Annotated in this window: 24 protein-coding genes; 8 read left to right on the top strand and 16 right to left on the bottom strand. The window is 67.3% G+C overall.

Translation table 11 applies throughout. The features are described 5' to 3' along the window. Positions 1–24: 24 nt before the first annotated feature. The 4 genes from DT069_RS20445 to DT069_RS20430 form a co-directional block, all read right to left on the bottom strand. Complete coding sequence (locus DT069_RS20445; protein WP_119462177.1) at positions 25–474, bottom strand: GFA family protein; 450 nt, start codon at positions 472–474, stop codon at positions 25–27. After that, positions 471–899: a GFA family protein gene (locus DT069_RS20440; RefSeq protein WP_119462176.1), complete on the bottom strand. Its 429-nt coding sequence runs from the start codon at positions 897–899 to the stop codon at positions 471–473. The genes DT069_RS20445 and DT069_RS20440 overlap by 4 nt, the downstream gene beginning before the upstream one ends. A gap of 70 nt (positions 900–969) precedes the next feature. Next, complete coding sequence (locus DT069_RS20435; RefSeq protein WP_162913325.1) at positions 970–1,281, bottom strand: HigA family addiction module antitoxin; 312 nt, start codon at positions 1,279–1,281, stop codon at positions 970–972. 28 nt (positions 1,282–1,309) lie between these two features. Beyond that, positions 1,310–1,585 carry a type II toxin-antitoxin system RelE/ParE family toxin gene (locus DT069_RS20430; RefSeq protein WP_119462174.1) on the bottom strand — a complete coding sequence of 92 codons (276 nt, stop codon included), beginning with the start codon at positions 1,583–1,585 and terminating at the stop codon, positions 1,310–1,312. Positions 1,586–1,740: 155 nt separating this feature from the next. Here DT069_RS20430 and DT069_RS20425 point away from each other — a divergent pair, with 155 nt between their 5' ends. From DT069_RS20425 to DT069_RS20410, 4 genes are all read left to right on the top strand, one after another. Beyond that, positions 1,741–2,190, top strand: a complete 450-nt coding sequence (locus DT069_RS20425) for a nucleoside deaminase (RefSeq protein WP_425450430.1) — start codon at positions 1,741–1,743, stop codon at positions 2,188–2,190. Between the two features lie 73 nt (positions 2,191–2,263). After that, complete coding sequence (locus DT069_RS20420) at positions 2,264–2,887, top strand: LemA family protein (protein ID WP_119462173.1); 624 nt, start codon at positions 2,264–2,266, stop codon at positions 2,885–2,887. A gap of 27 nt (positions 2,888–2,914) precedes the next feature. Then, positions 2,915–3,664, top strand: coding sequence for a TPM domain-containing protein (locus DT069_RS20415; protein ID WP_425450429.1), 750 nt, complete (start codon positions 2,915–2,917; stop codon positions 3,662–3,664). 14 nt (positions 3,665–3,678) lie between these two features. Beyond that, positions 3,679–4,296: a TPM domain-containing protein gene (locus DT069_RS20410; RefSeq protein ID WP_119462172.1), complete on the top strand. Its 618-nt coding sequence runs from the start codon at positions 3,679–3,681 to the stop codon at positions 4,294–4,296. Positions 4,297–4,333: 37 nt separating this feature from the next. Here the strand turns inward: DT069_RS20410 and DT069_RS20405 are convergent, their stop codons facing one another. Both DT069_RS20405 and purD read right to left on the bottom strand, forming a co-directional pair. Next, a complete protein-coding gene (locus tag DT069_RS20405) occupies positions 4,334–4,594 on the bottom strand; it encodes a hypothetical protein (RefSeq protein WP_119462171.1) in 261 nt (86 codons plus the stop codon). A 64-nt stretch (positions 4,595–4,658) separates the two neighbouring features. Then, positions 4,659–5,933: a phosphoribosylamine--glycine ligase gene (gene purD, locus DT069_RS20400; RefSeq protein ID WP_119462170.1), complete on the bottom strand. Its 1,275-nt coding sequence runs from the start codon at positions 5,931–5,933 to the stop codon at positions 4,659–4,661. Between the two features lie 67 nt (positions 5,934–6,000). Between purD and xseA the strand changes: the two genes are divergently transcribed. Next, entirely contained in the window at positions 6,001–7,524 is a 1,524-nt protein-coding gene (gene xseA / locus DT069_RS20395; RefSeq protein ID WP_119462169.1) for an exodeoxyribonuclease VII large subunit, read from the top strand. Next, positions 7,521–8,402 (top strand): M23 family metallopeptidase, encoded by an 882-nt coding sequence (locus tag DT069_RS20390; RefSeq protein WP_425450428.1) that lies wholly within the window; start codon positions 7,521–7,523, stop codon positions 8,400–8,402. The genes xseA and DT069_RS20390 overlap by 4 nt, the downstream gene beginning before the upstream one ends. Here DT069_RS20390 and lpxK read toward each other — a convergent pair. The 6 genes from lpxK to DT069_RS20360 form a co-directional block, all read right to left on the bottom strand. After that, the gene (gene lpxK, locus DT069_RS20385) at positions 8,384–9,415 is read right to left on the bottom strand and encodes a tetraacyldisaccharide 4'-kinase (RefSeq protein ID WP_119462168.1); all 1,032 of its coding nucleotides are present in this window, start codon (positions 9,413–9,415) and stop codon (positions 8,384–8,386) included. The two genes, DT069_RS20390 and lpxK, sit on opposite strands and share 19 nt — an antisense overlap. Next, complete coding sequence (locus tag DT069_RS20380) at positions 9,402–10,691, bottom strand: 3-deoxy-D-manno-octulosonic acid transferase (RefSeq protein WP_119462167.1); 1,290 nt, start codon at positions 10,689–10,691, stop codon at positions 9,402–9,404. The genes lpxK and DT069_RS20380 overlap by 14 nt, the downstream gene beginning before the upstream one ends. Beyond that, positions 10,688–11,446 (bottom strand): lysophospholipid acyltransferase family protein, encoded by a 759-nt coding sequence (locus DT069_RS20375; RefSeq protein WP_119462166.1) that lies wholly within the window; start codon positions 11,444–11,446, stop codon positions 10,688–10,690. The genes DT069_RS20380 and DT069_RS20375 overlap by 4 nt, the downstream gene beginning before the upstream one ends. 80 nt (positions 11,447–11,526) lie before the next feature. Next, positions 11,527–13,353, bottom strand: coding sequence for an ABC transporter ATP-binding protein (locus tag DT069_RS20370; RefSeq protein WP_425450427.1), 1,827 nt, complete (start codon positions 13,351–13,353; stop codon positions 11,527–11,529). A 98-nt stretch (positions 13,354–13,451) separates the two neighbouring features. Next, the gene (locus tag DT069_RS20365; protein ID WP_119462164.1) at positions 13,452–14,450 is read right to left on the bottom strand and encodes a glycosyltransferase family 4 protein; all 999 of its coding nucleotides are present in this window, start codon (positions 14,448–14,450) and stop codon (positions 13,452–13,454) included. A 35-nt stretch (positions 14,451–14,485) separates the two neighbouring features. After that, a complete protein-coding gene (locus DT069_RS20360) occupies positions 14,486–15,277 on the bottom strand; it encodes a UDP-2,3-diacylglucosamine diphosphatase (RefSeq protein WP_119462163.1) in 792 nt (263 codons plus the stop codon). A 173-nt stretch (positions 15,278–15,450) separates the two neighbouring features. Here DT069_RS20360 and DT069_RS20355 point away from each other — a divergent pair, with 173 nt between their 5' ends. Continuing rightward, positions 15,451–16,404, top strand: coding sequence for a diacylglycerol/lipid kinase family protein (locus DT069_RS20355; protein WP_119462162.1), 954 nt, complete (start codon positions 15,451–15,453; stop codon positions 16,402–16,404). Between the two features lie 11 nt (positions 16,405–16,415). Here DT069_RS20355 and DT069_RS20350 read toward each other — a convergent pair whose 3' ends face one another. Both DT069_RS20350 and DT069_RS20345 read right to left on the bottom strand, forming a co-directional pair. Beyond that, entirely contained in the window at positions 16,416–17,696 is a 1,281-nt protein-coding gene (locus DT069_RS20350) for a M24 family metallopeptidase (RefSeq protein ID WP_119462161.1), read from the bottom strand. 114 nt (positions 17,697–17,810) lie between these two features. Then, positions 17,811–18,626: a hypothetical protein gene (locus DT069_RS20345; protein WP_119462160.1), complete on the bottom strand. Its 816-nt coding sequence runs from the start codon at positions 18,624–18,626 to the stop codon at positions 17,811–17,813. Positions 18,627–18,825: 199 nt separating this feature from the next. Here DT069_RS20345 and DT069_RS20340 point away from each other — a divergent pair, with 199 nt between their 5' ends. Beyond that, on the top strand, positions 18,826–19,857 hold the full coding sequence (locus DT069_RS20340) for an energy transducer TonB family protein (protein ID WP_425450426.1): 1,032 nt from the start codon (positions 18,826–18,828) through the stop codon (positions 19,855–19,857). Positions 19,858–19,958: 101 nt separating this feature from the next. Here the strand turns inward: DT069_RS20340 and DT069_RS20335 are convergent, their stop codons facing one another. Both DT069_RS20335 and DT069_RS20330 read right to left on the bottom strand, forming a co-directional pair. Then, positions 19,959–21,320, bottom strand: coding sequence for a TldD/PmbA family protein (locus tag DT069_RS20335; protein WP_119462158.1), 1,362 nt, complete (start codon positions 21,318–21,320; stop codon positions 19,959–19,961). A gap of 60 nt (positions 21,321–21,380) precedes the next feature. Further along, positions 21,381–21,845 (bottom strand): GNAT family N-acetyltransferase, encoded by a 465-nt coding sequence (locus DT069_RS20330; RefSeq protein WP_425450425.1) that lies wholly within the window; start codon positions 21,843–21,845, stop codon positions 21,381–21,383. Positions 21,846–21,907: the final 62 nt, after the last annotated feature.

The following is a 21,907-nucleotide window of genomic DNA, read 5'->3' as shown; positions in this document are numbered from 1 at the left end:
CCTGTCAGGCTCTGATGCCGCGTCTCAAGGAGCGAATGCCCTGAACTCGAGAACGGCCGGCGTCCACGCCTTCTTCCGCCTCGCCCTTCGTTCCTCCTCGGTTTCGGCGTCGTAGGTCACTGTGACTGGATTGCGTCCGAGTCCGTCCGAGGGCTCGAACGCATTGACGTTCACCGTGGCCCAGGCGGAGTCGTCCTCGGTCAGCAGGGCACCAACGTAGACGCCGCAAGTCTTGCAAACGAGGAAGTCCGCCGCCTTCAGACCAAACTGATAGCGGCTCAATCGATCGGTATCCTGAATGGTGATCCGGACGCGACCCTGCGGATCGGAGGTGCAGCGTGCGCCGTGACTGGAACAGAAGGAGCAGGCGCAGGCCCGTAGGGGCAATCGATCAATCGGCAACTCGGTCTCGAAAACGAGTTCGATGTTGCCGCAATGGCATCGACCGGACAATGCTGTGACGTCCGACTTCATGTCTCCTCCTTCAATGCGTTGGAGGGCACGGCGGTGCTGATCGTCGGAAAGCGCGGCCGGTCGTCGTCGATGCGCAGCCAGGGAAGCTGCTCCTCGGTCCAGACATGATCGTCCGGCCTCACATCCTGCGGCCGGTCGAGGCTGCCGAGCGTCACCTGGACCCGGTCGGCCAGGACGGTTTCATGCATCGTCAGCGTGCTGCCGCAGCGCCGGCAGAATCCCCGCTCAGCGTCGGCCGAAGAGCGATAGCGGGTCGGCCCGCCCTTCGTCCATGTGAAGGCCTCGACCGGAAAATGGACGAAGGCCAGGAAAGGGGCGCCGGAAACCCGGCGGCACATGCCGCAGTGGCAGATGACGGCGCGCAGCGGATCTGCTTCGGCGCGATACTGCACGTCACCGCAAAGGCATCCACCCGTCCACACCATGGCATCCTCCTTCGTCGAAGTCAGTCTAGCTCATCCAGCTCGATTCCATTACTTGGTTCGTGCGCCCGTATCATGCGGCTGGTTCGATCTGCTCCAACGTATCGCGTAGTCGGTTGCGGGCATGCCACAGGTCGTAATTGTCCTGCATGCGCAGATAGAGTTCTGGAGCCCCGCCGACCAGACGGCCGAAGCGCAGAGCCATATCGGCGGTGACCGACCCCGTACCGTTGAGCGCGGCATAGAGGGATGGGCGGCTCACCTTCATCCGGCGCGCGGCCTCGGAGATCGACAGTCGGACATGATCGTCGAGTATCTCGCGCATGAGCACGCCGGGATGTGTCGGCGGACGCTTGATGGGACGGGATAAATGATGCTCGCTCATGGTGACCTCCTTGGTGAAGCGATCAAGGTTAGTGGTACTGCTCCAGATCGACCCTGAGCGCATTGCCGTCTTGCCATTCGAAGGTGATGCACGACGGGCCATTGACATGGATCGTGTAGTGTTGCGGCTTACGGTGCAGGGCGTGAAAGTCGAACCCCGGCTGGCTGAGTTCCGAGAGGGCCGCTGCCGCCTCAAGAGCGTCGAGTCGAACAATGACCCGCTTCTGAAGCTTCGCTGCTACTTTTGACGACCGGCCAGTCTCGAACAGCTCCTTCAAGCCCTTGTGTCTGAAGCTCTCAATCACGGACGGAGTGTAAGGCGTTACCTATCACTCTGTCAAGTATTGCCTTACAATTCCATATGACGGGCCTATTGTCATACAGGTTTCAAGCTCTCGCCGCTCGGCGGCGCCCGTTTTCAGGTTGACCGGGCGCGATCGCCGAGGGCATGTCACGGGGCATGTCGAAGCTCGATCCCATGACGCTGGCGCTGGCCGAGGCAGAGGCCGCTGCTACGCGTGGCGAGGTGCCGGTCGGCGCCGTGATCGTCGATGGAACGACCGGTGCGCTGCTGGCCAAGGCGGGAAACCGGGTGGAAGAGCTCCACGACCCAACGGCGCATGCGGAGATGCTGGTGATCCGTGACGCCGCCGGCTCGGGACTCAAGCGCCTGACCGGCGCCGATCTCTACGTGACGCTCGAGCCTTGCCCGATGTGCGCCCAGGCCATGTCCTTCGCCCGGATCCGCCGCCTCTATTTCGGCGCCTACGACCCCAAGGGCGGCGGCGTCGACCATGGGCCGCGCATTTTCGGTCAGCCGACCTGCCACCACCGGCCGGAGGTCTATGGCGGCATCGGCGAGACCCGCGCCGGCGATCTGCTGAAAGCGTTCTTCCGCGAGCGGCGATGATGCCGCTGCGCTCGACAAACCGCCTGCGAACCGCCATCTGTGAGTGGCGATGCGGCATTTGGGGACATCTTCGATGACGGTTTCTCTTCGATCCAGCGGGCACCGCTGGCCGGCTCTGCTTCTGGCGCTCTTCCTGCTGACGCTGCTCAGCGGCTGCGGCGTCAACACGATCCCGACCCTGGAGGAGCAGGCCAAGGCGGCCTGGAGCCAGGTTCAGAACCAGTATCAGCGTCGCGCCGATCTGGTGCCCAATCTGGTCGAGACGGTGAAGGGCTTCGCGGCCCAGGAGCGCGAGGTGCTGACCGAGGTCGTCGAGGCGCGGGCGCGGGTTGGGCAGACGCAGATTTCGCCCGAGATGCTGACCGACCCGCAGGCCTTCGAGCAGTTTCAGCAGAATCAGGCGGCGCTCTCGAGCGCGCTATCGCGGCTCCTCGTCGTGGTCGAGCGCTATCCCGAGCTTCGCTCCAATCAGAACTTCCTAACGCTGCAGTCGCAGCTCGAAGGCACCGAGAACCGCATCGCGGTCGCACGCCGCGACTACATCCAGGCGGTGCAGCGCTACAACACCGAGCTGCGCACCATTCCCGGCCGCTGGTGGGCGGCGCTGGTCTATACGGATGCGGAGCCGATGCAGAACTTCACCGCGGAGGCTTCGGCCACGCAGGCGCCGCAGGTCGATTTCGGTGATCCCTCGTAAGTTGGCCCTCGTAAGTTGGCATTCGTGGTGAGTTTGCACCTCCGCCAGTGGGCCGCAGTCGCGCTCGCCTGCCTGCTGCTGGGCATCGCGGCCGCCGCGGCGCAGGAGTTCCCGTCGCTCACCGGTCGCGTCGTCGATCAGGCAGGCGTGATCGCGCCTGCCACCGAGCAGCGGCTCACGGAGCGCCTTGCGGCGCATGAGGCGGCGAGCGGCAACCAGGTTGTCGTCGTCACCCTCGACTCGTTGCAAGGCTACGACATCGCCGATTACGGCTATCAGCTCGGGCGCGCCTGGAAGATCGGCCGCGAAGGCGAGGATGACGGGCTGCTGCTGATCGTCGCGCCGAATGAGCGGCAGGTGCGGATCGAGGTCGGCTACGGCCTCGAAGGCACAATGACCGACGCGCTCAGCCACGACATCATCCAGAACCGGATCCTGCCACAGTTCCGGCAAGGCGATTACGAGGCGGGAATCGAGGCTGGCGTGACCGGGATCCTGTCGGTCCTCGACGGCGGCTACACGCCTGTCGGCGACCGCCGCACTGAGTCGCGGGAGCCGGTCGCGCCGATGATCCTGTTCTTCGCCTTCATATCGGTCGTTGCCCTGATGCGCTATTTCAAGGGCAATCGTCGCTCCCGCCGGCGCGGCTGGGGCTATGGGCCGGGTGTGATCGTCGGCGGGCATGGTGCCCGGCATCGCGGCGGATTCGGCGGTGGGGGTGGCTTCGGTGGCGGCGGCGGATCCTTCGGGGGCGGCGGCGCCTCAGGAAGCTGGTAGGGGAGTTGACAGGCATGGCTTTCCTGACAGATGCCGACCGCAGACGTATCGCCGATGCGATCCGCCAGGCGGAGGCGCGCACCAGCGGCGAGATCCTTACCGTCATCGCGCCGGCGAGCGACGATTACCGCTTCGTTCCGCTGCTGATCGCGGCGGCTGGGGCCTTCATCGTACAGGGCATCGCGTCGCTGCTGATGCCCTCCTGGGGCTTCCCGATGCTTTACGCCCTGCAGCTCGCGAGCTTCGTCCTGTTGCTGCTTTTTCTCTCATGGCAGCCGATCACCATGCGGTTGATCCCCACCTCGGTGAAGCAGGAGCGGGCGCGCCGGCTTGCGCAGGAGCAGTTCTATGCCCAGGGGCTGCACCGCACGCGCGACGGCACCGGCCTGCTGCTCTTCGTCTCGGTTGCCGAGCATTATGTCGAGATCCTGGCGGATTACGGCATCGACCGGAAGGTCCCGCCGGGCGCCTGGGCCGCGATCATCGGTGATTTCACCCGCGCCGTCCGCGAGCGGCGGGTCGCCGACGGCTTCATTCTTGCCGTCACCGAATGCGGCGACCTGCTGGCCCGGGATTTCCCACGGCGCCCCGACGACAAGGACGAGCTGCCGAACCGGCTGATAGAGCTCTAACGGGGCTTGCGATTATGCCCGGAGGGGTGGCCCCGCGTCATGCCTTCGGGGCGACGCCGCCGAAGCTTCGCAGGGCGCGGGCAAGCAGTGCTGCCAGCATGTCGGGGTCGGTTTCCCGGCCGAGCTTCACCGGGCGTTCGACGTAATAGGGCTGCAGGGACTGCCCCGGATCGATCTCGAAGCTCTCCGCATACTGGCCGTCGCCGAGGTCCTTCAACTCAACCTGGATCTTAAGCGTAAAAACCTCGGCGAATTGCCCGCCCATCTTCGGGCGCGGCAACGAATCGGCGTCGCTCATCTGTGGCTCCCCCTTAACGGATGAGTCAGCATAACAGGGGTTGCCCCGGAGCGGAACCGGGCGATCAACGTTCCAGGGCTCGCCAGCCGATATCCCGACGGCAGAAGCCGTTCGGCCAATCGATCCGGTCCACGGCTTCGTAGGCGCGTTTCCGCGCCTCGGCGACGTTTGGCCCAAGCGCGGTAACGCCCAAAACCCGGCCGCCGGCCGCCAGCAGGCGGCCGTCCTCGGCGCGTTGCGTTCCGGCATGGAAGATGGTGACGTCGGGCAACGCGGCCGCCTTGTCGAGGTTACGGATCTCCGTGCCCTTGCGGTAGTCGCCGGGATAGCCCTTGGCGGCCATCACCACGGTGAGGGCCGCCTGCTCGTACCAGCGTAGCTGGAAGTTCTTCAGCACGCCGTCGCGGGCGGCGATCAGCGCCGGCAGAAGGTCCGACATCAGCCGCATGCACAGGACCTGGCATTCGGGGTCGCCGAAGCGCGTATTGTATTCGAGCAGCTTCGGCCCGTCCTTCGTGATCATCAGCCCGGCGAAAAGCACGCCCTTGAACGGCCGCCCCTCGGCCGCCATCGCCCGCACCGTCGGCTCGATGATCCGGGCCATGATCTCATCCGCCATCGCCTCGGTCACCACCGGCGCGGGCGAATAGGCGCCCATGCCGCCGGTGTTGGGCCCGGTGTCGCCTTCGCCGACGGCCTTGTGGTCCTGGGCCGAGGCGAGCGGCAGCGCCGTCGCGCCGTCCACCAGCGCGAAGAAGCTCGCTTCCTCGCCCTCGAGGAACTCCTCGATCACCACCGCAGCGCCGGCCGCGCCGAACTGCCCCTGCGTCAGCATCGCATCGATCGCGGCCTCGGCCTCGGCCGGACCGCGGGCGATGACGACGCCCTTGCCGGCGGCGAGGCCGTCGGCCTTAACCACGATCGGTTCGCCGCGCTCGCGGACGAAGGCCTTTGCCGCCTCGGCGTCGGTGAAACGGCCATAGGCGGCAGTCGGAATGCCGTGGCGGGCGCAGAGATCCTTCATGAACCCCTTGGAACCTTCCAGCGCCGCGGCCGCGGCGGTCGGTCCGAAGGCCTTGATCCCGGCCGCTTCCAGCCGGTCCACGAGGCCCAGGACCAGCGGGGCCTCCGGCCCGACGACGACGAAGTCGATCCGTTGTTCCTGCGCGAAGGCAACCAGCCCGTCGATATCCTCGGCCGTGATCGGCACGCAGGTGGCCTCCTGCGCGATTCCGGCATTGCCCGGCGCGCAGTAGAGCGTATCGCAGAGCGGCGATGCCGCGAGCGCCCAGCACAGCGCATGTTCGCGCCCGCCCGATCCGACGACCAACAGTCTCATCCGCCAACTTCCTTCCGACACGATTTTCTCTTAGGACGGCGGCTCTCTTAGCATAGAATGCGGCGCGATGAACGATCTCCGGACCATCGGCGTCGCTCCCGCCGCAAAACCCAGCAATTTGCCCGAATATTCCGTCGGCGAGATCAGCCAGGCGGTGAAGCGCACGCTCGAGAACGCCTTCGAGCGGGTGCGCGTGCGTGGCGAGATTTCCGGCCTGAAGCGCGCCGGCTCGGGCCATGTCTATCTCTGCCTGAAGGATGCCGACGCAGTGCTCGACGCCGTCTGCTGGCGCGGCACGGCGGGGCGCCTCGCGGTGACGCCGGAGGATGGGCTGGAGGTTGTGGCGACGGGCCGGGTGACCAGCTTCCCCGGCCGGTCCAAATATCAGCTCGTGATCGACAGCCTCGAGGTCGCCGGCGAGGGTGCGCTCCTGAAGTTGCTCGAGGAGCGGCGCCGGCGCCTCGCCGCCGAAGGGCTGTTCGATGCCGACCGCAAGCGACCGATCCCGCTGCTGCCTGAGGTGATCGGCGTCGTCACCTCGCCGACCGGGGCGGTGATCCGCGACATCCTGCATCGGCTGGCCGACCGCTTCCCGCGCCATGTGATCCTGTGGCCCGTGCTGGTGCAGGGCGACGGCGCGGCGGCGCAGATCGCCGCGGCGATCCAGGGCTTTAATGCGCTGGCCGCGGACGGGACGGTGCCGCGGCCCGACCTTCTGATCGTCGCCCGCGGCGGCGGCAGCCTGGAAGACCTCTGGGCCTTCAACGAGGAAATCGTTGTGCGCGCCGCGGCCGCCAGCGCGATTCCGCTGATCTCCGCGGTCGGGCATGAGACCGATACGACGCTGATCGACTTCGCCGCCGACCTGCGCGCGCCGACACCCACCGCCGCCGCCGAAATGGCGGTGCCGGTCCGCGCCGAGCTGCTCGCCCAGGTGATGGAGGACACGCGCCGGCTCGTCGATTGCACGCATCGCATGATCGCGGATCGCCGGACCCGCACCGAGGACCTGGCGCGCGGCCTGCCGAGCCCGCGGCGGCTGCTCGAGGAGAAGGCGCAGCGGCTCGACGGCTGGACCGAGCGTCTGATGAACGCGCGGCAGCCCTTCTTTCGCGCTCGGACCGAGCAGGTGGCCCGCCATGGCGCGGCGCTGCGCACGCCGCAGCAGCAGATCGACCGGGCTCGCTTGCAGGTCCAGCATGACGGCGTGACGCTGCAGAAGGCGATGGAGCGGTCCCTGGCCGGGCGTGATCATGCCTTGCAGCAGACCGTCGCTATGCTGCGCCCGTCGACTCTGATCAAGCTGATCGATTACCGCCGGCTGCATCTCGACCGGCTCTCGGGGCTGCTCGAAAGCTATTCCTATCAGCGGGTGCTTGCTCGCGGCTTCGCCCTCGTGCGCGATGCCAGCGACCAGCCGGTCACCGCGGCGGCGGCGGTCGAGCCCGGATCGGAGCTTGTCCTTCAGTTCAAGGATGGGGAAGTGTCAACGGTCGCCGCCAGCGGGCCAGGGGGCAAGCCGGGGCGGGCCGCGGCGGCCAAGCCGCGTGCCGCAAATGGTGGGAAAGATCGTCAGGGATCGTTGCTATGAACCGCATATGGTGCCGGCCGCTGATCGCGGCCCTGGTTTTCCTGCTGATCGCCTGTGCCGAATGGTTCGGGATGGATGGCGCCCGGGCCGAGCCGCTGGCGCTGAACGGCACCTTCACCCAAGGCGGGCTGGTCGTCGGCGAGACGGCGCCCGGCAGCAGGGTCCTGTTCAACGGGCATCCGGTCCTTGTCTCGACCGAGGGGCTGTTCGTCATCGGCTTCAGCCGCGACGCGCCCCCGACGGCGACACTGCGCGTTGTCAATCCGAACGGCACGGTCGAGGAGCGGCAGCTCGATATTGCCCCCCGGACCTATGACATTCAGCGGATCGACGGCCTGCCGAAGGCCATGGTGAGCCCGAGCGAGGCCGTCTGGGCGCGCATCGCCGCCGAGAACGCCGCGATCGCGGAGGTCCGGAAGCGCAATACCGACCAGGCTTGGTTTGCCGACGGATTCGTCTGGCCGGTCATCGGGCCGATCAGCGGCATCTATGGCAGCCAGCGCATCCTGAACGGCGAGCCGCGCCGGCCCCATTACGGCGTCGACATCGCCATGCCGGTCGGTACGCCGGTCGGTTCGCCGGGCGAGGGCGTCGTCGTGCTGGCCGAGCCCGACCTCTATTATACCGGCGGCACGATCATCATCGACCATGGCCACGGCCTCACCTCTGCCCTGCTGCATCTCGAGACCGTGACGGTCGAGGTCGGCGATCATGTCCGCCCGGGCGACCCGATCGGCACCGTCGGCGCGACCGGCCGCGCCACCGGCCCGCATCTCGACTGGCGGATCAACCTGTTCGACGCCCGCATCGACCCGGAACTCGTGGTCGGGCCGATGCCGGAGTCTATCGTGCCCGCGTCTCAAACCGGCGGCGAATGAAATAGCTGACGGCAGACGTCAGGGTGCTCCCCGGCTTCTCCGGCCGGATGAATTTTTGAAGCCAGCAGCCGGTCGAGGGCTGCGCTGTCGGCCCATTCGATATGGACGGTAGCCACCTGGACGCGGTCGCGCAGCGCAGGCGGTAGGCGCACCGCATCCTTGGCGGTGGTTACGGGCCGGGCGTGAAGCCGGTCCGCCTGATCGCAGAGCTGCTCGACCTCGTCGGCGCTATAGGGATGGTGGTCGGGGAAGACGACCGTTGCCGCGACGTCGGCGCCGATCGCCCGAAGGCTGGCGAAGAACTTCTCCGGCCGACCGAGTCCGGCGAAGGCCAGCAGCTTACGTCCGGCCAGAGCCTGGGCCTCCGGGCCGGGCAGGAGGCGGGCACCGAGTACCGGCCTATCGGATAGGATGGGATGCAGGCCGGCGCGGTCCTCGCCGATCAGGACCACCGCGTCGGCGCGGGCAAGGGCACGGCCGACCGGCTCGCGCAGCGGACCGGCGGGCAGCACCCGCCCGTTGCCGAGGCCGTGTCCGCCGTCGATCACCAGCAGCGCCAGGTCCTTCGCCAAGCTCGGGTTCTGGAAACCGTCATCCATCACGATCACCTCGGCACCGGCCGTGGCGGCGGCACGGGCGCCCGCCGGCCGATTCCGCGCGACCCAGCAGGGCGCCGTCTGCGCCAGCAGCAGCGCCTCGTCGCCCACGTCCCCCGCGTGATGGCGCGCCGGATCGACGCGGAGCGGTCCGGCATCGCGCCCGCCATAACCACGGGTCAGGAAATGCACCTGCCGGCCCTGCGATCCGAGATGCCGGCCGAGCGCCAAGGCCACCGGCGTCTTGCCCGCGCCGCCCACGGTCAGGGCGCCGACGCAGATTATCGGAACCGGGGCCTTCCATGGCTGGATCGCCGCCTGCCGCAGCCGGCCCGCGGCGGCATAGCCGGCTGCCAGCGGAGCCAGCAGCGCCGGCAGCAGCCGGCCATCCTTCTCCCAGAAGTCAGGCGCGCGCATGGGCGTTTCCGTCGATAGGGTCGAGCAGGGGCGCAAGCTCGACCAGCACGGCATCGAGCACGCCTGCCTCGCGCGTCGCGAAGCTCGCCGCGGCGTCCGCTTGCCGGTCGCGCATCGCCCGGTCGGCGAGCAACCCGGCAAGCGCTTCCACCAGCGCAGGTTCGTCGGCGATCTTCGATGCCGCGCCGGCTGCGATCATCCGGTCATAGATCGTCTCGAAGTTGAAGACATGCGGGCCGGTCAGGACGGCCGTGTCGAGTTGCGCCGGCTCTATCGGATTGTGGCCGCCGATGGGGACGAGCGAGCCGCCGACGAAAGCGATGTCGACGGCCCGATAGAATAGCCCCAGCTCGCCCATGCTGTCGGCCAGATAGATGTCCACGGTGTCGTCGAGCACGTCGCCGCGCGATCGCTGCGCGACGCGCAGACCGGAGGAGGCGAGCGTCGCGAGGATCTCGGGCGCACGGGTCGCGTGGCGCGGCACGACGATGGTCAGCAGGGTCGGATGCCGTTCCTTCAGCCGCCGATGGGTCTGCGCGGCCACCGCTTCCTCGCCCGGATGGGTGCTGGCGGCGAGCCAAACCGGCCGATCGCCGATGCCGTGCCGGAGCTGCCGAAGCTCGGCCGGGTCGGCCGGAAGCGGCGCGGCGGCGAACTTCAGATTACCGACGGCCCTTGCCTGCCGCGCGCCAAGCGCGGCGAGGCGCGCCGCTTGCGCCTCATCCTGGCCGAGCGTGACGGCGAAGCCCTGCAGCAGCGGCCGGATCAGGCCGGGAAAGCGGTGCCATCGCCGGAACGACCGGTCCGACAGCCGCGCATTCAGCAGCGCCATCGGAATCCCGCGCCGCTGCGTTTCGCCGATCAGGTTGGGCCAGAATTCCGACTCGACCCACAAAGCGAGATCCGGCCGCCAATGATCGAGGAAGCCGCGCACCCAGGCCATCCGGTCGACCGGCACGAACTGGTGGAAGGCGCCAGCCGGCAGGCGCTTGGCCAGCAGGCCGGCGGAGCTGACCGTGCCGCTGGTGACGAGCAGGGCGGTTCCCGGGCGCTCGGCCAGCAGCCGCTCGATCAGGGCGAGGACGGAGAAGGTTTCGCCGACGCTAGCCGCATGAAGCCAGATCAGCGATCCCGGCGGCCGCGGGCGCGTGGGCCGGCCGAGGCGTTCGCCTAGACGCTCCGGATCCTCCTTGCCGCGGCGCAGGCGGCGGGCGAGATAGAACCGGATCGCCGGCTCGCCCAGATCGGTCAGCAGGCGGTAGAGCGGGGTCGTCATCGACCACCGGCGCCGAGCCGGCGCTTCGCATTCCGGAACCGGTCCTTGCGGTTCGCGGCCGGTTCCGCCGGCTCGATTGGGGCATGCCCCGTCAGACGGTCGGCCTCCGCCGAGATCGCGTTGAGGCGCCGCTCCAGCTCGAGCCTCGTCGCCTCGACCTGCTCGGCGTCGGCCTGCGCCGGCACCTCGATCGGCGCGCCGACGATGAACAGGCCGCGATTGAAGGGGTGCGGCAGCAGGAAACGATCCCAGCTCTTCAGCACATGCCGCCGGGCCACCGAATAGGTCACTGGCAGCATCGGCGCACCGCCGAGCCGCGCGATTTCGACCGCGCCGGCCGCCGCCCGCATGCGCGGGCCGCGCGGGCCATCGGGAGTAATGCCGACGGAATCGCCGGCGTCCAGCAAACCCACGCATCGCTTCAGGGCGGTTGCCCCGCCACGTGAGGACGAGCCGGCCACGACGCCGCTGCCGAAATGGCCGATCGTCCGGGCGATCAGACGCCCGTCGCGATGACCAGAGATCAGCATGTGATAGCGCATTGGCGGGCGCTGCGCGCAGGGCATCAGCAACAGCCGGTTGTGCCAGAAGCACACCACGAACGGGCGCTTGGCGCGGATCAGCGCATCCACCGCTTCGAAGCCCTGCCACTGCCAGCGGGTCGTCCGGAAGACCAGCCTGATATAGAGCGCCGCGATCCACGCCAGCACCGCCTGGCCGGCATCGCTGCCGAGCAGGCGCTTCAGGGGCCTCATGAATGCCTCGCCGAGGTGAAAGACTGTGGCCGCACGGCGGGGGTTATATCAAAGCCGCGGAGGCTTGAACCACAGCGACATCAAGCCCGCGCCCGCTCGCTCTCGCCGCCGGCGTCCACCCCATCGGCATCCGGAGTAAACTGGAGGCTGTAGAGGCGCGCATAGGCGCCGTCGCGGGCGATCAACTCGGCATGGCTGCCCGATTCGACGATGGCGCCCTTGTTCATGACATAGATCCGGTCGGCGCTGACCACCGTAGACAGGCGATGGGCGATGACCACCGTGGTCCGGCCGCGCTTCAGCCGGCCGAGAGCGAGCTGGACCTGGCGCTCGGATTCGGTGTCGAGCGCCGACGTCGCCTCGTCGAGCAGCAGGATCGGCGCATCGCGCAGCATCGCCCGCGCGATCACGATGCGCTGGCGCTGGCCGCCGGAAAGCCGGACGCCTCTCGGCCCGACGGGCGTGTCATAGCCGTCCGGCAGCGTGTCGATGAAATGGTGCGCGTCGGCGGCCTTGGCGGCGGCGATCATCTCCGCCTCGCTCGCATCGGGCCGCCCATACAGGATGTTGGCGCGCACCGTATCGTCGAACAGGATGCTTTCCTGGCTGACCAGCGCGATGGCGGCGCGCAGCGAGTCGAGCGTGACGTCGCGCACATCCTGCCCGTCGATCCGGACATGGCCGGCATCGACGTCGAAGAGGCGCGGAATCAGATTCAGCACGGTCGATTTGCCGGCGCCGGACGGGCCGACCAGTGCCACCGTCCAGCCGGCGGGTATGTCGAGGCTGAGGTCGTGCAGGGCCGGTGCCCCGTCCCCCTCGCTGTCATAGCTGAATTCGACCTGCTGCAGGGCGATCGCCCCGCCGGCGATCTGCAGCGGTCCGGCGCCCGGCCGGTCGGTGATCCGCGGGTGCATGTCCAGGAGGGTAAAGACGCGCTCGGCGGCGGCGAGGCCTTCCTGCATCTGGGTGTTGAGGATGGCGAGGCGTTTCATCGGCTCATAGGCCAGCAACAGCGCGGTGATGAAGGAGAAGAAGGCGCCCGGCGTCTTTGTCCCCTCAATGACCTGATGGCCGCCATAAAGGATGACGGCGACGATCGCCACGCCGCCCAGCGTCTCCATCACCGGATGCGCGATCGCGCGGATTCGCCCAGCCTTGAGCAGCAGGCGGAACAACCGCTCGATCGCCGCGGCGGCCCGGCCCGTCTCATAGGCCTCCATGCCGTAGGCCTTCACCTGCCGCGCGCCCTGGAATGTCTCGTCGAGCAGTCCCGACAGTTCGCCCGTCTGGGTCTGCGAACTCTTCGAGACCTTGCGCATGCGCCGCCCGATGCGGGCGATCGGCAGCACCGCCGTCGGGAACACGACAAAGGCGACGGCCGCGAGCAGCCAGTCCTGGTAGAACATCAGCCCGACGAGGAAGACAAGCGTCAGCGAGTCCTTGCCGAGGCTGGTGAGCGTGGTGGAAACGGCGGCCCGCAGCAGATTGGTGTCGTGGGTGAAGCGGGAGATCAGCTGGCCCGGCGCGTGATCGTGGAAGAAGCCGAGGTCCGCATTCATCAGGTGGCGGAACATCGTCGTCTGGAGGTCGGCGACGATGCGCTGGCCGACATAGGTCATGATGACCGCTTGGCCATAGCTGGCGGCGCCCTTGACGATGAAGATGGCGAGGACCGTGAGCGAGATGCCGAGCAGCGCCCCGCGATCCCCCTCCGTGAAGACCCGATCGATCACCGGCTCCATCTGATAGGCGAGCGCGGCGGTGGCCGCTGCCGCGACCGCCATGCAGACGAGCGCGAGCACGATCCGCCCGGCCTGCGGCCGGACGTTCCTGTGCAGAAGCCGCCCCATCAGCGGGCGGGTTCGGCTATCGGCAAGGCCGATGCGTTGGCTGGAGTCCGTCAAATGCCCTGTCCCAGAAAGTCGGCGCGACCATAGCATAGCACCACCCCGGATGCGCCAATTTCCGATCAGACCGGCCGGGTGTTGATTAACGCGCTCGATCAGCGGAAAGGATGGAGATTGTCCAGGAACTGCTGGGCGCAGGCCCGCCAGGAATAGCCCAGCGCATAGGCGCGGCACTGCTCGGGGTCGATCGTCAGCGCCGATCTGGCCGCTTTGGCGAGATCCTCGTCCAGGCAGCCGACACCGGAGTGGCCGATCACGTCGAGCGGGCCGGGCACCGGATAGGCGGCGACCGGCAGGCCGGAGGCGAGCGCCTCCAGCAGCACGAGACCGAAGGTGTCGGTGCGGCTCGGGAAGACGAAGACGTCGGCCGCCGCGTAATGCCGCGCCAGCTCCTCGCCCTGCTTGGCGCCGACGAAGCGGACATCCGGATAGCGGCGCCGGAGCTCGCCCAGCATCGGGCCGTCGCCCACCACCAGCTTGCTGCCGGGCAGGTCGAGCCGCAGGAAGGCCTCGATGTTCTTCTCCACCGCCACGCGGCCGACCGAGAGGAAGATCGGGCGCGGGGCGTCCAGGAAGTCTTTGTCCTGGGGGCGGAACAGGTCGGTGTCGACGCCGCGCGACCAGCGCCGGATGTTGCGGAAGCCGCGCGCGGCGAGCTCCTTCTCGATCGACTCGGTCGCCACCATGACGTTCGCGGCGGCGCCATGGAACCGGCGCAGCACCGCATAGCTGAGGCGCAGCGGAATCCGCGCGCGGGCATGGATATATTCCGGGAACCGGGTGTGATAGGCGGTGGTGAAGGGCAGGCCGCGCTTGCGGCAATAGCGCCGCGCCGCCTGACCCAGCGGCCCTTCGGTCGAGATATGGACGGCACAGGGCTGGAAGGAATCGATCAGCGCCGCGAGGCGCCGGCCGGGGGCAAGAGCGAGGCGGATCTCCGGATAGGTCGGGCAGGGTACGGTGCGGAACAGGTTCGGTGAGATCACCTCGATCGGATGGCCGAGTTGCTCAAGCTCGTGCTTCACCCGGGTCATGGTGCGGACGACGCCGTTGATCTGCGGCAGCCAGGCGTCGGAGACGATGACGATGCGCATTCGGCTGTTGGGGCTGGCGTGAGTCGGCGCGGCGATCAGGCCGGAACGGCCTCGACCTCGAGCATCGAGAGCTGGCGCGACGCCGCCCAGTCGATGATCTCGAGCCGGCCATCGCGATGCTCGACCAGCGCCGTGCAGCTTTCGACCCAGTCGCCGTCATTGCAGTAGAGAACCGAGCCGATCTGCCGCATTTCCGCCTTGTGGATATGCCCGCAGATCACCCCGTCGACGCCGCGTCGCCGTGCTTCCTCCGCGACGGTCTGCTCGTACTCGCTGATGTACTTAACCGCGTTCTTGACCTTGTGCTTCAGATAGGCCGAGAGCGACCAGTAGGGATAGCCCAGCCGGCGCCGCGCCCGGTTGAACCAGTGATTGATCACCAGCATCAGGCGGTAGGCCTGATCGCCCAGGAGCGCCAGCCAGCGGGCATATTTGACGATGCCGTCGAATTCGTCGCCGTGGATCACCAGGAAGCGCCGCCCATCGGCCATTTCGTGAATCGCCTCGCCGACGACGGTGACGCCGCCGAACTGCAGCTCGGTGTAGTCGCGCAACGGCTCGTCATGATTGCCGGGGACGTAGATCACCTTCGTCCCCTTGCGCGCCTTGCGCAGCAGCTTCTGCACCACGTCGTTGTGGCTCTGTGCCCAGAACCAGGAGCGGCGGAGCCGCCAGCAATCGATGATGTCACCGACGAGGTAGAGATAGTCCGAGTCGGTGTGCCGCAGGAAATCGAGGAGATACTCGGCCTTGCAGCCGCGTGTGCCGAGATGGACGTCGGAGATCCAGATCGCTCGATAATGCTTTGCGGCAACGATGCTGTTCATCAGCACTCCACCCAATGACGGACGAGGCGATGAAACTGATAGCAATATTTGATGATCACACAAGAAAGAAAGTGTAGATGAAGGTGTGATGGGGTGAAACTTCAAGGTCCCTTCATAAAACTGCAATGTAAATGCAACAAGTGTATCTGCTGTATTAAGAAAGGCAGTGTTTCGTGACAACTGTGATTTCCGAACGGGTTGCAGAGATTGGCGGTTTGGCCGAGCGTCACCGCCTCCTCGTCATCTTCAACCCCAAGGCGGGCTGGCGCCGTCGGCGGCGGCTGCAGGCGGTGCTGGATCGGCTGCGGCGGCAGGGCTGCCGGATCACGGTTCGCGAGACGACGGCGCCGGGCGATGCCGAGTCCCTCGCCCGCATGGCGGACGGCGCCGGCGGCTCCTACGACGTGATCGTCGCGGCCGGGGGCGACGGCACGATCAACGAGGTGGTGAATGGCCTCGCGACGGCGGCCGGTGATGTCCCGCCTCCGCCGTTGGCCATCCTGCCGCTCGGTACGGCGAATGTCCTGGCGGCCGAGATCGGGCTCGATCCGAAGCCTTCGGCGGTCGCGGACGGCATCGCCGCCGGACCGGCCCTGCCGGTCGCCGTCGGCCGGGCGAACGGCCGCTACTTCACCATGATGGCCGGTGTCGGGTTCGACGCGCATGTGGTGGCCGGTGTGAGCCTTCGCCTGAAACGGCTGATCGGCAAGGGCGCCTATCTGGTCGAGACGCTGCGCCAGCTTCGCCGCTTCCCCTTCCATCGCTACGCGGTCACGATCGACGACATCCACTTCGATGCCGCATCCGTGATCGTCGCCAAATGCCACTTTTATGGTGGGCGCTTCATCTGCGCTCCGCTGGCTCGGCTCGACGCGCCCGACTTCCAGGTCTGCCTGTTCCTGAAGAGTGGCCGGTGGAACGCGATCCGTTACGCGGTTGCGCTCGCGCTCGGGCGTCTGCACAGATTGCCGGATTACCGGATCATTCAGGGCAAGCGGATCATCATCACCGGGCCGGAGGGCGATCCGGTCCAGGGCGACGGCGACATCATCGCCCGTCTGCCGGTCGCGATCGAGCTGTCACCGCGCCACCTCACTCTGGTTATGCCGGTCGACGCGGAACGGTAGGGGGTGTCTTCCTAGATCTCGCGCGCCAGGAGTTCCTCCTCGAACGGGAAGGTCGACAGCAGCTCGATCCCGGTTTCGGTGATCAGGACCTGCTGTTCGAGCTTCACGCCTTCGTCGCCGCCGACCTCGCCGATATAGCTCTCGATGCAGACGGTCATGCCTGCCTCGAACAGGCCGTCATAGCCGCCCCGCTCGAAATCCTGCAGGTAGGCGCAGTGCGGATATTCGTCGCACAGCCCGACCCCGTGCGCGACGACCGAATAGCGGTTGGCGGCACAGGACGCCGGCAGCGTCCAGGACCGCTCCGCGAAGGCGCGGAAGGACAAGCCCGGCTCGAGCAGGTCGATATTGTGGTGGATCTGTTCCCAGGCCAGGCGGTAGAGCCGCCGCTGCTCGGTGCTCGGCTTGCCGGGGCCGCAGAAATAGGTGCGCGAAATGTCGGCGCAATAGCCGAACGGGCCGATCAGGTCGCTGTCGAAGCTGACCAGCTCGCCGGCCCGGATGATACGGTCGCCGCATTCCTGGAACCAGGGATTGGTCCGCCCGCCCGAACTGAGCAGGCGCGTCTCGATCCATTCGCCGCCCATGGCGATATTGGTCTGATGCAGGATCGACCACAGCTCGTTCTCCGTCATGCCGGGCCGCAGTGCCTCGCGCATCCGGGCCATGCCGGTTTCGCACACGGCGACCGCGGCATTCATGCAGGCGATTTCCTCGGCCGACTTGATCCGCCGCGCCATCTCGATCGGCGCCTGGGCGTCCTGGATCTCGATTCCATGCGCCGCGAGTATCGTGGCGCCCGCCGGATCGCAATGGTCGAGCGCCAAGCGCCGGTTGCCGCTGCCATGGGTAAGCAGGAGGTCGGCGATCTCGTCGGCCCAGCGCTTTGCGCGCTCCTCGACCCGCGGCCCCGCGCCGAAATAGAACCAGGAGGTCGCCGGTCGTACCTCGTCGATCGTCTCCAACCCCTCCGACAGGAACTCGCAATTGTGGAAGTCGAATAGGATGACCGGCCCTTCGGTCGCGACGAAGCAGTAGCGGGCCGGATTGTGCAACGTCCACACCGCCATGTTGCGGCTGCCGGTGGCGTAGCGGACATTGATCGGGTCGTACAGCACGCAGCCGGCAAGATCGCGCGCCTTCAGCTCGTTCCGCAGCCGTTGCAGGCGATAGGCGCGCAAGGCGCGCATATCGATTCCCGCTTCGCTGTTGGTCAGGCTTGCCCCGGAGCTTCTGCGGGCCACGGTAATGGACGGGGCCGAGCGGGCGGGTGGCGTCGTGTCCGGCGGCATGGCCAAGCTCCCTGTGGATTATCCCGGAGGATTAGAAGAGGGCAGCCGCAGGACTTCGTCAATCTGACAGTTTAGGGGCGGGTTTGAAACCAGGGCTATTCAGCCAATTTGCGGCTACGGCCGCAGGATCAGCGTTGACGATAAGGCATTGTTCTGCGGGGCATGGTCCTCTCTGCGGTGAGCGACAGCAGCCGTCACGCCGACCGCCGTTTCGCCGGAGACGCCCAAGTTCAGATCCAAGACGACGTTCTCGAACAGAACTGTCTCGGTTGCGCTCGCCATCAGCTTCAAGGGTTCCGGGCGATCGAAATTCGCCGATACCGGTCCCTTGAAACGCAACTCGACGGTGACCGGCCCCGGTACGTCGCGGAAGGAGTTGTTCCGAATATCCACCCGCAACAGAAACGACTCGCCCGACCGGACAATCGGCACGCCGTCGAGAGCAGAATCTGTGGTCGCGTTGGGGTAAACTGACAGCGCGTCGCCATCCGCATCGAGTAGCCAGAGCCCGGTGATAGCTATATCGTCGCCGACCGCTCCCTGCATCGTCACCGTTTCCGTCCGGTCAGCAAAGCGAACCTCCCAGCTGCTCCAGACCTGGGTGCCTGGCGGTAAGCCCGGCGCTAGCAATGGACCGACTTCGTAGAAGCGGGTCGACGGTGTATCCCATGCAGTCAGCAACGTGTTCGGATCCAGGCTCGTATACTCGGCCTCGGCCGCCGGAAGCTTGCTCGCCTTGGGTGGATCGATCTCGATCCGCAGTCGGGTCTCGCGCTCCGCGTAAGCGATCTCCTTGTCGATCTCCAGCCCGAAGGTCAGCGGGCCGGTACCCGCCGGCCCGCCATCGATCGAGGCCCGCTCAATCGACCCGCAGGCCGTGAGCAGGATGCTGGCCGCAAGGAGGTAGCCGACGGTACCGATCCAAGCCACGGAACGCCCCCTGGAAAGTGCGCCGATATGCCCGGCTTGGCGCCGGGGGCGCGATTGCTTGTGAGACGCCGTCGATTCGTTCGGGAATGCTAACGGTTCGGGCGACAGGATCGCAAGATCGGTTCGACTCTCGGCACGTCTCCGGCCAGAATGGCCCGGCGGCAGGAGGACGCGGGGCAACCCCATGAAGGGGGCTGCCATGCGCAACGCGCTTCCTCTGGACCGCCGCGATGCCCGCGCGGATGTGCGGCAAGAGGTCGGCAATATACGCGCTCCGGCGGCTATCGAGAGAGCAGTGCCGGGCGCGAAAGACCGCTCGACATGGTGGCGGTCCATCGCCGCTTCCCTCCTATTCCACTTGGCCGTCCTCGGTGCCCTGAATCGGCTGCCAATCGAAGAGAGAAGTTCCGAGCCGCTACTGGCGATCCCGGTTGGCCTGGTTGGCATCGGTGGGGCCAAGGCGCCGACCGGCCCCGTCGGCGCGGGCGGTTCCCAGGCGGATGTCACCGAATCGACCGTCTCGCCCGGCCCGCCGGAACCGGCCGCTGTGAGCGATTCGGCGGCCGCACCGAGCGCAGCGGCATCGCCATCCGGCGCCGGTCGAGAGGTGAAGCAAGAACTGACACCGCCCACCGTCATCGACCAGCCCGCGCTCCCGCCGGCTGTCGAGCCGCCGTGGCCGCTACCAGAGCGCAAGCCCGAGCCACCGCGATCTTCAGCCCCGCGTCTGACCGAGCAGAGCGAGCGTCGGCTTTCCAATGTGACCGCGCTGATCGCGCCGGTCCCACCGGCGGAACCCACACGGACCACCACCGCGTCGTCGACGAGAACGGCGCCTGTCAGCGACAAGGAGACGCGTAAACTCGCTCTCACGACTGGACGAGCGGACAGCGAGGCGGGCGGCGCCGGACGGAACGGATCCGGCGACGACTATCTCGAGCGCCTGCGCCGCTGGCTGAATCAATTCAAGGACGAGGCGTACCCCGAGGCCGCGAAGGAACGGAAGGAAGAGGGAACGGTTATCCTATCCTTTGCGCTCGCTCGTGATGGCACGGTGCTCAGCGTCGGGATCCGGCGCAGCTCAGGCTTTCCAGCGCTGGACGCCGCCGCCATGAAATTGGTGCGCGAGGCGTCCCCGGTGCCACCCTTCCCGCCGATCTATAAAGAGAAGGTGCGACAGGTGGTGATGCCGATTCGGTTCTCGCTGACGTTCTTCCAGAAATTCTTCTGAATACGCGATTTTCATCGCTGCCGACCTGTAGATCGGCAGTCGCTTCCACAGATTGGCTTAATGGCCCGTTTGAAACCGCCCCCTACGGACGACGATGTTCTTCACGTTCCCGCGATGGTCATGCCGTCGACGCGGATCGTCGGCGCGTCGGTGCCGTAGCGGAAGACGAGATCGCTGGCGGGCGTCAGATTCAGGAACATGTCCTTGAGATTGCCGGCGATCGTGATCTCAGAGACGGGATAGGCCAGCGCGCCCTGCTCGATCCAGAAGCCGCTGGCGCCGCGGCTGTAGTCGCCGGTGACGCCATTGACGCCAAAGCCGATCAACTCGGTGACGTAGAAGCCGTTCGGGATGCCGGCGATCAGCTCCTCCGGCGACAGCTCTCCCGCCGACAGATAGAGGTTGGTCGTGGAGGGCGAGGGCGGGGATGAGGTGCCGCGCGAGGCATGGCCCGTGCTGGTGAGGCCAAGCTGCCGGGCCGCGCGCAGATCGAGGATCCAGCTCGCGAGCACGCCGTCCTCGACAATGGCGCGCCGCCGGTTTGCGACGCCCTCGCCATCGAAGGGCTTGGAGCGCAGGCCGCGTTGGCGGTGCGGATCGTCGGTGATGGTGACGCCGATCGGCAGGACGCGCTGCCCCATCTTGTCCTTCAGGAAGCTGGTGCCGCGGGCGATCGCCGTGCCGTTGATCGCCGACGCCAGATGGCCGACCAAGCTGTTCGAAACCCGCGGGTCGAAGACCACCGGCAACCGCGCCGTCGCTGCTCTGCGCGGCTTGAGCCGCTTCACCGCTCGCTCGCCGGCGCGCCGCCCGACGGTGGCCGGGTCCTCCAGGTCGCTGCCGAACACGGTCGAGGAGTAGTCGTAGTCGCGCTCCATCTGCGTGCCCTCGCCCGCCAGGACGGAGACGCTGACGCTGTGGCGCGACACGGCATAGCTGCCGGTGAACCCGTTCGACGCGGCGAGCGACACGGCCGAGCGCGCCCATCCCGCCTCGGCGCCTTCGGAATTGGTCACGCCCTCGACGGCGCGGGCCGACTCCTCCGCCGCGCGGGCGCGCTCCACGAGCATGTCGGGCGCCGGTTCTTCCGGATCGCAGAGTTCGATCTCGGGATGCTCGGTCGCGAGCTGGTCCGGGTCGGCGAGGCCGCAATAGGGATCCTCGGGCACGCTCTTCGCCATCGCGACGGCACGGTCGACCAGTTCGGCGAGCATGGCGGGCGCGGTGTCGGTCGAGGAGACCATCGCCTGCCGCCTGCCGATCAGCACGCGCAGTCCCAGATCCCGGCTCTCCGCCCGCTCCAGCCGCTCCGGCTGGCCCAGCCGCTGGGCCAGCGACATCGAAGCCGAGTCGACCAGCAGGGCGTCGGCGGCATCGGCCCCGGCCTTGCGCGCGCGGCCGATCAGGTCGTTCAGGAGATCGAGCGCATCGGCTTGGGAGGACGGGGTCGTGGCGGTGGGCATGACGAACTCCGGATTGGGGGGCCAGAAGGGCTAGGCTTAAAGAGCTAGGGCTTACTTGGCTCAGCCGAGCGGAAAGCGCAAGACCGGAAGCCAGCGGCCGGGTTCCAGGTCCGAGGGCTGCGCACCGGCCGGTCGCGCGCCCATGCGGCGATAGAACCCCTCGGCGTTCGGGTCGCTGACGACAATCAAGGTGGCATGGCCCAGCTGGCGGGCCGTGGCGACGGCATGCTCCCAGAGCGCCCGGCCCACGCCCCGGCCGATCGCCTCCGGCGCGACGAACAGATAATCGAGGCCGACTCCGTCCTTCTCCGGCTCGAACCCGTAGAAGCCGAGCAGTCTCCCGTCAGCCTCGGCGACATAATGCGGCTGCGCCTCGATCGCCGCGACCTTCAGCGTCATGACGGCGCGGCAGCGGGCCATGAAGCTCGCCTCATAGCCCCACACCGCCTTCGAGCGCAGCGAAAGATCGGTCAGGGCCTGCGCTTCTTCACTGCGGGCCGGGCGGATGATAAAAGGCACATCCACTCGGCCGCTCTCTCCCACAAGGGGAGAGGGAGAAGGTGCTTTCGATCTGTCACGCTCCTGAG

The sequence above is a fragment of the Virgifigura deserti genome, from assembly GCA_003576685.1.
Taxonomy (GTDB): domain Bacteria; phylum Pseudomonadota; class Alphaproteobacteria; order Dongiales; family Dongiaceae; genus Virgifigura; species Virgifigura deserti.
This window is presented reverse-complemented; position numbering and strand designations above follow the sequence as displayed.